Consider the following 9780-nt stretch of genomic DNA (forward strand, 5'->3'; position numbering starts at 1 on the left):
ATGAACCTCCTCGCGCTGCTGGCAACCCTCGCGGTCGTCGTCTCCACCGTGCTCCTCATCACGAGATCGGCCGTCTCCCGGTCCCGCATCCCGTCGGCCGGCCGTTTCCCCGCCGTCCACGACGTCTACGAGGCGGCCTTCCTGACCGGCGGTCCGGCCGGGGTCGCGAACACCGCACTCACCGCCCTGCACACGGACGGCCGGGTGCTCATCGGCGGGCCCGGCATCATCTCCGTACGGCATCCGATGGCGAACGACCCGGTGGAACGCGCCGTGTTCCAGGAGCTCTCCACCGCTCCGAGCGGCGCCCTGCACCTGGTGCGGGACGCGGTGATGCGCCACCCGGCCGTGCAGGAGATCGGTGACGGGCTGGCGCAGCGGGGCCTGCTGGTTCCGCCCGGCGAGGGCCGCCCCGTACGACGTTGGGGGCTGATCCAGGGAGTGAGCTGCTTCGTCGCACTCCCGCTGTCGATCGTCCTCACCGTCCTCCAGTACGTGACGACGGACGTGAGCCTGAGCATGCCGGTCCCGTTCGTCCTGAAGGTGCTGCCCGCGATCCTGCTCGGCGGGATCAGCGGGCTCGTCGTCGCCTCGGCCGCGGCCAAGCGGATCACCGGAGCGGGCCGCCGGGCCGCCCAGGCGTGCCGGGCCGCCCCGGTCCACCCGGAGACCCCGGCCCACCTGGTCGCCACGCGGGGGCTGCGCGCGCTCCCGGACCGGGCGCTGTGGGAGCAACTGGTCGCGGCGAGCCGCCTGAGCGCGTCGGCGAGGCGGACACGGTCCGGCTTCGCGGGGAGCGGGCGGCCCGGGTACGCGGGGAGTACGGCAGGGGCGTCGGCCTTCGCGGTGGCGACGGTCTGGTGCGCCGCCTCCAGTCCCGGCGGCTCCAGTTGCGGAGGGTCCAGCGGAGGCGGTTCCGGATCGAGCTGTGGGGGCGGCTCCGGATGTTCCTCGGGGTCCGGCTGCGGGGGCGGCGGCGGTTCGAGCTGCGGGGGCTCCGGCTCGGGAGGCTCCAGTTGCGGCGGCAGCTCGGGCGGATCGAGCTGCGGCGGGGGCGGCGGCTCCTGAACCGGGCCCTTTACCGGCGGGGCTGACCGCCCATCAGGGTCACGATCACGGACATGCTCGGGCGGTGCTGGACATCACGTCCCGCCCGCCGGACCATCCCTCTCCGCATCCGCAGAGAGGCACCGCGCGTGAGAACTGCTGCGCTGTACACATCGATCGGCTCCCTGGTCCTGTCCGCCCTGGCCGTCGCTCCCGCCGGGGCCCGTGAGGGCCGGGGCTCCGCCGAGGCCCGGGGCACCGCGATCGCCGCCGCCCGCGCCACGGCCGCCGGGATCGATTTCGTCTCCTGCCCGGAGAAGGAGATGCTCCCGGACTCCCTGAAGTGCGGCACGGTGAAGGTGCCCCTCGACTACGCCGAACCGGACGGGAGACAGCTCGAACTGACGGTCAGCCGCACCGGGGCCACCGGCCCGCCCGAAAGCCGGCAGGGCGCGTTCGTCTACAACCCGGGCGGGCCCGGCGCCTCCAGCATCACCTTCCCGATGGCCGGGGAGCTGCCGGAGTGGAAGGAGATCGCCGAGGCGTACGACCTGGTCGGCTACGCCCCGCGCGGGGTGAACGGCTCCTCCGCCCCGCTGACCTGCCAGGACCCGGCGGCGTACACGAAGGGCCCGACCGACGCGCCGACGCATCCGACGCGGGAGTACAAGGAGCGGCGCGTCGCCCGGGCGAAGGCGTACGCGGAGGGCTGCGCGCTCCGCGCGGGCGAGACGCTGCGGCACTACACGTCGCTGAACAACGCCCGTGACCTGGACGTCCTGCGGGCCGCGCTCGGCGAGGAGCGGCTGACCTTCATGGGGGCGTCCTACGGGACGTACTTCGGCGCGCTGTACGCGACGCTGTTCCCCTCCCACGTACGGCGCATGGTCTTCGACTCGGTGGTCGACCCGGACCCGGAGCAGATCTGGTACCGCTCCAACATGGGCCAGTCGCTGGCCTTCGAGGCGCGCTGGGAGGACTTCCGCCGCTGGGTGGCCAAGCACGACGACGTCTACCACCTGGGGGACACACCCGAGTCGGTGCAGCGGCACTACGACGAGGTGCGCGCCGAGCTGGCGGAGAAGCCCGCGGGCGGGAAGGTCGGGCCGGGGCAGCTGCACTCGGCCTTCCTGGGGGCCGGTTACTACGACGACTACTGGGCGATGCGGGCGACGGCGCTCTCGGAGTACGTCCGAGGCAACCCGGAGCCGCTGGTCGCGCAGGCCTCCCCGCGCACGGTGGCGGCGAAGGACAACGAGAACGCCCAGGCGGTGTACACGGCCGTCGAGTGCAACGACGCGCCCTGGCCCGAGGACTTCGAGGTGTGGGACCGCGACCACACGGACCTGGCGCGCGTCGCGCCGTTCGAGACCTGGGACAACGCCTTCGCCAACCTGCCGTGCGCCTTCTGGCCCGCGCCCCGGCAGCGGCCGCTGGAGGTCGGGACACGGTGGGGCGAGCTGCCGCCGGTGCTGATCCTGGCGGCGGAGCGGGACGCGGCGACCCCGTACAAGGGGGCGCTGGAGCTGCGCAAGCGGCTGCCCGGGTCGTCGCTGGTGACCGAGCGGGACGCCGGGACGCATGGCATCGGCGGGGCCGGGAACACCTGCGTCGACGACCATCTGCGCCGGTATCTGCTGACCGGTGAGGTGCCGGGGCGGGGTGCGGACTGTGCCGCGCACCCGGAGCCGAACCCGGTGTCGCTGGACTGACGCGGAGCGCGTACGGAGCGGGGGCCGCCGCACCATCACGGTGCGACGGCCCCCGAAGCCGAACCCGGTGTCGCTGGAGGAGCGGACGGCACGATCGGTGCCCGGTGCCCGCCCTTCTGATCTTCCGGGTTGGGGTGGTGCGGGACTCGCTGGTTATGCGAGCCCGGCCACCAGGTCGGTGACGCTCTTCCTGCGGCCCGTGTAGAACGGGACCTCCTCGCGCACGTGGAGACGTGCCTCGGAGGCGCGCAGGTGACGCATCAGGTCGACGATGCGGTACAGCTCGTCCGCCTCGAAGGCCAGGACCCACTCGTAGTCGCCCAGCGAGAACGAGGCGACGGTGTTGGCGCGGACGTCCGGGTAGCCCCGGGCCATCTTGCCGTGGTCCGCGAGCATGCGGCGGCGGTCCTCGTCGGGCAGCAGGTACCAGTCGTAGGACCGGACGAAGGGGTAGACGCTGATGTAGTCGCGCGGCGTCTCGTCGGCGAGGAACGCCGGGACGTGGGACTTGTTGAACTCGGCCGGGCGGTGCAGCGCCATGTTCGACCAGACCGGGTCGAGGGCACGGCCGAGCCTGGTGCGCCGGAAGAGGTTGTACGCCTCCTGGAGCTCGTCCGAGGTCTCGGCGTGCCACCAGATCATGAGGTCGGCGTCGGCCCGCAGCCCGGAGACGTCGTAGGTGCCCCGGACGGTGATGTCCTTGGCCGCGAGCTGGTCGAACAGCTCCTGGACCTCGTCGGCGTACCCCGCGCGGTCCAGCGGGAGCACGTCGCGCAGTTTGAAGACCGACCACAGGGTGTAGCGGATGACCTCGTTGAGGTCCTTGGCCTTCTTGCCGGCGTTCGGACTCTTGCTTGATGTCACAGTCTCAGGAGCACTCATACGGCTATTGTCCCGCCTCGCTCCCCGTGCCCCGAACCAGGGTCGACGTGGCGATGATCTCTCCGGTGATCTCCCGCGCGATCTCGTCGGCCGCCCGGCGCCCGCTCGCGATGCAGGCGGGGATGCCGACCCCGTCGTAGACCGCGCCGCAGACCCGCAGCGCGGGGAGCCCCGCGACCTCGTCGCGGATCCGGGCGACCCGGGCGAGGTGGCCCACCGGGTACTGCGGCAGGCCGCCGATCCAGCGGGTGACCTCGGTGTCCACGGGCCGGGCGGTGAGCCCGGTGGCCGCGGCGAGGTCGCGCAGGGAGACGGCGACGAGCTCCTCGTCCTCGCGGTGCAGATGGTCCTCCTCGCCGTACCGGCCGACGGAGGTGCGGAGCACGAACAGGCCGGGGGCGCTGTCCGCGACCCACTGCCATTTGTTGCTGGAGAACGTGGACGCCTTGATCGTGTGCCCGTCGACCGGCGGCACGAGGAAGCCGGAGCGGCCGCGCAGGGCCTCGTACGCCTCGATGTCGGCCCGCCGGAAAGCGAGGGTGACCAGGGCCATCGAGGCGTACTCGACGCCGGACAGCTCGGCGGACGCGGCCGGGCACTCGGCGGCCAGCAGGGTGCCGGCGGACCAGGCGGGGGTGGCCAGGACGATGCCGTCGGCGGCGATCGTCCGGGTGTCGGTGCGGACGGCCCAGCCCGGCTCCGTACGGGTCAGGCCGAGGACGGGGGTGCGGTCGAGGATCTCCCCGCCACCGGCCCGTACGGCGTCGGCGACGGCTGCCGGGAGGGTGCCGATGCCGCCCTCGATGCCCTGGAAGACGGGTCCCGTCTGCTGCTTGGCGGCGGCCCGCTCCTGGATGCGGCGTACGCCCTCCAGCAGTGGCCCGCCCTCCTTCACCGCCTCGAAGAGCTGGGGCACGGCGGCGCGCATCGAGATCCGGTAGGCGTCGCCGGCGTAGACCCCGCCGAGGAGGGGCTCCACCAGCCGGTCCACGACCTCGCGGCCGAGCCGGTCGGCGACGTACGCGCCGACCGCGACGTCGTCGCCGACGGGGGTCGGGGTCAGGTCGCGCTCCTCGGCGATCCGGGCCAGCCCCTCGGGGGACAGCACCTCGCCGAGCACCGCCGGGTCGCCGGGGACGCCCATGACGTGTCCCTTGGGCATGGGGCGCAGCGCGTCGCGCGTCCACAGCGAGGCGGTGGCGGTGGCGGGCGGCTGGAGGCGGTCGGCGAGGCCCACCTCGCGGGCGAGGGCGACCGCCTCGGGGCGCCGGGCGAGCATCGACTCGGCCCCCAGGTCGACCTGGACGCCCGCGACCTCGCCGGTCATGAGCTTGCCGCCGAGCCGGTCCGTCGCCTCCAGGAGGGTGACCCGCAGTCCGGTGCCGACCAGGTGATGGGCGGCCGCCAGGCCGGCGATGCCGCCGCCGATGACGACGACGTGACCCCGGGGCGTTTCCGCACGCTGTTGAGAACGCTGCATGGGTCCACTCTCTCAAACCCGTACCGCGTCCTGACCGTGACCACTTCGAAACCGCCCACCGGCAACCGGTCCCGGGGCGGCCACGTCGAACCGGCACCATCAACCACCGTCCTGGGGGGACCCGTTATGGAATGGAACAGCAGAGGCGATCGATCCTCGGCCCGCGGGCGAGCCGCGCTCGTGGCCGGGGTGTTCGGTCTCCTGCTCGCCGTCGGCGGCTGCGGGGCGTCGAGCGACGCGTCGGGCGGCAACGCGAAGGCGGCGGACAGCAAGTACGCGCCGCCCGGGGAGAGGGCGGGGGCCGGAGAGGACGCCGACGGGGCCGCGTCGGCGGCCGAGGATCGGGCGGACGGGAAACCGTCCGGGGCGAAGGCGGCGCCGAAGCCGGGGGCGGCGGCCACCCACGTCATCCGTACGGCCACGCTCTCCGTCGAGGTGAGGAGCGTGCCGAAGGCGGTCGCCGCCGCGCGCGCCGCCACGGAGGGCGCGGGCGGCCTCGTGGCGACGGAGAACACCGAGCGGCTCGACGACACCTACGAGACCTCGCACCTGGTGCTGCGGGTGCCGCAGGACCGCTTCCAGGAGGTGCTGCGGGAGCTGGCCGGTTCCGGGAAGCTCCTGTCGCGCACCTCGAACGCGAAGGACGTCACCGACGAGGTGGTCGACGTGGACAGCCGGATCGCCACGCAGCGCGCGAGCGTGGCCCGGGTGCGGGAGCTGATGGACCGGGCGGAGAAGATCAGCGACGTGGTCGCCCTGGAGGGCGAGCTGAGCAGCCGTCAGTCCGACCTGGAGTCGCTGCTCGCCCAGCAGTCGAGCCTGAAGGACCGCACCTCGCTGGCGACGATCACCCTGGACCTGACGCCGCCGGACGCCCCGGACGACGACGGGCGGGAGGAGGACACCGGGTTCCTGGACGCGCTGGGCGGCGGCTGGGACGCGTTCGTGACGATGCTGCGGTGGATCGCGGTGGCGTTCGGGGCCGCGTTCCCGTTCCTGCTCACCGCCGCTCTGGCGCTGCTGGTCTGGCGGGTGCTGCGGGCCCGGCGGGCGGCCCGCAGGGCCCCGGCGGCGCCCCGGCCGGAGCCGGAGGGCACTCCCGCCCCCTGACCGCCGTAGCGTGGGGCTCCGACGTGGTGATGCGCCAGGCAGGCGCATCGGCGAAAGGGGACCCGGCATGGCAGCGGAGCGACTGGTGGTCATCGGCGGTGACGCGGCGGGCATGTCCGCCGCGTCACAGGCCCGCAGGCTGAAGGCGGCGGACGCGCTGGAGATCGTCGCCTTCGAGCGCGGCCACTTCACGTCGTACTCCGCGTGCGGCATCCCGTACTGGGTGAGCGGCGACGTCGAGGCGCGCGACGACCTGATCGCCCGCACCCCCGAGGAGCACCGGGATCGGGACATCGATCTGCGGATGCGGACCGAGGTGACGGAACTCGACGTGCCCGGGCGGCGGGTGAAGGCGCTGGACCGGGAGAGCGGGGAGACGTACTGGACGGGCTACGACAAGCTGGTGATCGCCACCGGGGCCCGTCCCGTGCGCCCGGCGCTGCCCGGGATGGACGCGCCCGGGGTGCACGGGGTGCAGACCCTGGACGACGGGCAGGCGCTGCTGGACTCGCTGGACGCCCTGGGCGCGAAGGAGAGCCGGCGGGCGGTCGTGGTGGGCGCGGGGTACATCGGCGTCGAGATGGCCGAGGCGATGCTCAAGCGGGGCTTCGAGGTGACCGTCCTCAACCGGGGCGAGCAGCCGATGGCGACGCTCGACCCCGACATGGGGCGGCTCGTCCACGACGCGATGGACGGGCTGGGCATCACCACGGTCAACGGGGCCGCGGTCACGAGGATCCTCACCGGTCCGGACGGCCGGGTGAGCGAGGTGGCGACGGACGCGGGGACGTATCCGGCGGACGTGGTGGTCCTCGGCATCGGCGTGGAGCCGGAGACGGAGCTGGCGCGCGGGGCCGGGCTCCCGGTGGGCCCGCACCGCGGACTGCTCACGGACCTGTCGATGCGGGTGGTGGGCCACGAGAACATCTGGGCGGGCGGCGACTGCGTGGAGGTCCTGGACCTGGTGGCGGGCCGGACCCGGCACATCGCGCTGGGCACGCACGCCAACAAACACGGCCAGGTGATCGGTTCCAACGTCGGGGGCGGCTACGGCACGTTCCCCGGCGTGGTCGGTACGGCGGTGAGCAAGGTCTGCGACCTGGAGATCGCCCGGACCGGGCTGCGGGAGAAGGACGCCCGCGCGGTCGGGCTGCGCTACGTCACGGCGACCATCGAGTCGACGGGGCGGGCGGGCTACTACCCGGGGGCGAAGCCGATGACGGTGAAGATGATCGCGGAGCTGCGCACGGGCCGGTTGCTCGGAGTGCAGATCGTCGGCCGGGACGGTGCGGCGAAGCGGGTGGACGTGGCGGCGGTGGCGCTGACCGCCGGGATGACGGTGGAGCAGATGACGGCGCTCGACCTGGGGTACGCCCCGCCCTTCTCGCCGGTCTGGGACCCGGTGCTGGTGGCCGCCCGCAAGACGGTGACGGCGGTGCGGGGCGCGGGGAGCTGAGAGCCCTGGGGGCCGGTTCTTTCGTCCGGCCCCCGTACGACCGGTCGTTCAGCGCGCGGTCTGCTCGTGGACGTGGCCCACGAGGCGGGTGAGCGCGTCCGGGTCCATGTTCGGCATCACGCCGTGGCCCAGGTTGAAGATGTGGCCCTCCAGCCCTGCGGCGGCGTCCAGCACCTCGCGGGTCTTCGCCTCGACGGCCGGGGTCGGCGCGAACAGCACCGCCGGGTCGAGGTTGCCCTGGAGCGCCTTGCCGGGGCCGACGCGGCGGGCCGCCTCGTCCAGCGGGACCCGCCAGTCGACACCGACGACGTCCGCGCCGGCCTCGCCCATCAGGCCCAGCAGCTCGCCGGTGCCGACGCCGAAGTGGATGCGGGGGACGCCGTAGGGGGCGACGGCGTCGAAGACCTTCGCGGAGGCGGGCAGCACCGCGCGGCGGTAGTCGGCGGGGGCCAGCGCGCCGACCCAGGAGTCGAAGAGCTGGACGGCGGAGGCGCCGGCCTCGATCTGCACCTTGAGGAAGGCGCCGGTGATCTCGGCGAGCCGGTCCACGAGGTCGGCCCACAGCTGCGGGTCGCCGTACATCATGGCCTTGGTGCGCTCGTGGTTGCGCGAGGGGCCGCCCTCGACGAGGTAGCTGGCCAGCGTGAAGGGGGCTCCGGCGAAGCCGATGAGCGGGGTGGCGCCCAGCTCGGCGGTGAGCATCCCGATGGCCTCGGTGACGTACGGGACGTCCTCGGGGGTGAGGTCGCGCAGCCGGGCCAGGTCGGCGCGGGTGCGGATGGGCTCGGCGATGACGGGGCCGACGCCGGGCTTGATGTCGAGGTCGATGCCGATGGCCTTCAGGGGCACGACGATGTCGCTGAAGTAGATCGCGGCGTCGACCTTGTGGCGGCGTACGGGCTGCAGGGTGATCTCGGCGACCAGCTCCGGCATCATGCAGGAGTCGAGCATCGCGATGCCCTCGCGGACCTTCAGGTACTCGGGCAGCGAGCGCCCCGCCTGGCGCATGAACCAGACCGGCGTGTGGGGGACGGGTTCGCGGCGGCAGGCCCGCAGGAACGCCGAGTCGTGGGTGGCGTGGCGGACCGCGTCGAGGCTGGCGGAGGTCGTCGTCTGCTGGCCCGAAGGGCTGTCGTTGGCACTCACGCACAGAATCTTCGCACGCGCGCCGAAGGAGCCCGGCCCCGCACGGGTGTCTCTCCCTGCGCGGGGCCCGGCTTCCGCCTACTCTTCCCCGCATGGCTCCGGCTCAGGGACAATTTTCCGATCATTCCGACGGCGTGGAAAGCGAGGACCGCGCGGAGGGACCTTCCGTGCCGCCCGCGTTCCTGGCGGCGGTCGACGCGCTGCGTTCCGCGCGGCTCCGCCCGGAGCTGGAGGTGGAGGTGACCAGGCCGCCCCAGCGGCTCGCCCCGCACGCGTACGCCATGGAGGCGGCGGTGGTGGACGGCGAGGACGACCTCGCGGACGGCAGGCTGGTCCTGCTGCACGATCCGGCGGGGCACGACGCCTGGCAGGGCGCGTTCCGGCTGGTGACGCTGGTCCGGGCGGAGCTGGAGCCGGAGATGGCGGCGGACCCGCTGCTCCCGGAGGTGTGCTGGTCCTGGCTGACGGGTGCGCTGGACGCGCGGGGCCTGTCGTACGGGGAGGCCGGCGGGACGGTGACGCGCGCCGGATCGCACTACTTCGGTGCGCTGTCCACGCGCCGCCCGGCGACGCAGATCGAGATCCGCGCCTCGTGGACGCCGAGGGAGTCGCGCGGCGGTGTGCCGGACACGGCGTCGCACCTGATGGCCTGGGGTGATCTGCTGTGCCAGATCGCGGGACTGCCGCCGTCGGATCCGGCGGACGCGGCCGTGGTGACGCTGCCGCAACGGCGCGGGCCGCAGGTTTCGTAACACTCCGTCACCCGTTTCGCACAAGCACCGGCGCTCTTTTCGTACAATCGATCGCGCGTCCTATTTGCCCGAATTGTTACTCACCAAATCGCGATCTTCCCCTAAAGGAGGACGGGTCCGCTGCCGAAGAGGTCAATGACCCTTCAAGCACGGTTCGCCCCCGGCTTCACCCCCCGAGCCGGCCCGTCCCGCCAC

At 73.3% G+C, this 9780-nt stretch carries 8 protein-coding genes; 5 read left to right on the forward strand and 3 right to left on the reverse strand.

The window, feature by feature from the left end; translation table 11 throughout:
• On the forward strand, positions 1-1068 hold the full coding sequence (locus tag HET64_RS06815; protein ID WP_215103148.1) for a TIGR04222 domain-containing membrane protein: 1068 nt from the start codon (positions 1-3) through the stop codon (positions 1066-1068).
• 128 nt (positions 1069-1196) lie between these two features.
• Positions 1197-2759, forward strand: a complete 1563-nt coding sequence (locus HET64_RS06820; protein WP_215103135.1) for an alpha/beta hydrolase — start codon at positions 1197-1199, stop codon at positions 2757-2759.
• A gap of 153 nt (positions 2760-2912) precedes the next feature.
• On the opposite strand, the gene hemQ is transcribed toward HET64_RS06820, so the two are convergent.
• Positions 2913-3641: a hydrogen peroxide-dependent heme synthase gene (hemQ, locus tag HET64_RS06825; RefSeq protein WP_215103136.1), complete on the reverse strand. Its 729-nt coding sequence runs from the start codon at positions 3639-3641 to the stop codon at positions 2913-2915.
• A 4-nt stretch (positions 3642-3645) separates the two neighbouring features.
• Positions 3646-5121 (reverse strand): protoporphyrinogen oxidase, encoded by a 1476-nt coding sequence (gene hemG / locus HET64_RS06830; protein WP_215103137.1) that lies wholly within the window; start codon positions 5119-5121, stop codon positions 3646-3648.
• A 126-nt stretch (positions 5122-5247) separates the two neighbouring features.
• Here hemG and HET64_RS06835 point away from each other — a divergent pair, with 126 nt between their 5' ends.
• Positions 5248-6231, forward strand: coding sequence for a DUF4349 domain-containing protein (locus HET64_RS06835; protein WP_215103138.1), 984 nt, complete (start codon positions 5248-5250; stop codon positions 6229-6231).
• A gap of 67 nt (positions 6232-6298) precedes the next feature.
• Positions 6299-7687, forward strand: coding sequence for an FAD-dependent oxidoreductase (locus tag HET64_RS06840; protein WP_215103139.1), 1389 nt, complete (start codon positions 6299-6301; stop codon positions 7685-7687).
• A 48-nt stretch (positions 7688-7735) separates the two neighbouring features.
• On the opposite strand, the gene hemE is transcribed toward HET64_RS06840, so the two are convergent.
• Complete coding sequence (gene hemE / locus HET64_RS06845) at positions 7736-8833, reverse strand: uroporphyrinogen decarboxylase (RefSeq protein ID WP_215103140.1); 1098 nt, start codon at positions 8831-8833, stop codon at positions 7736-7738.
• Between the two features lie 92 nt (positions 8834-8925).
• On the opposite strand from hemE, the gene HET64_RS06850 reads away from it, so the two are divergent.
• Complete coding sequence (locus HET64_RS06850) at positions 8926-9585, forward strand: DUF3000 domain-containing protein (RefSeq protein ID WP_215103141.1); 660 nt, start codon at positions 8926-8928, stop codon at positions 9583-9585.
• Positions 9586-9780 lie beyond the last annotated feature (195 nt).

The organism is Streptomyces sp. McG3, from assembly GCF_018619185.1.
Classification (GTDB): Bacteria; Actinomycetota; Actinomycetes; order Streptomycetales; family Streptomycetaceae; genus Streptomyces.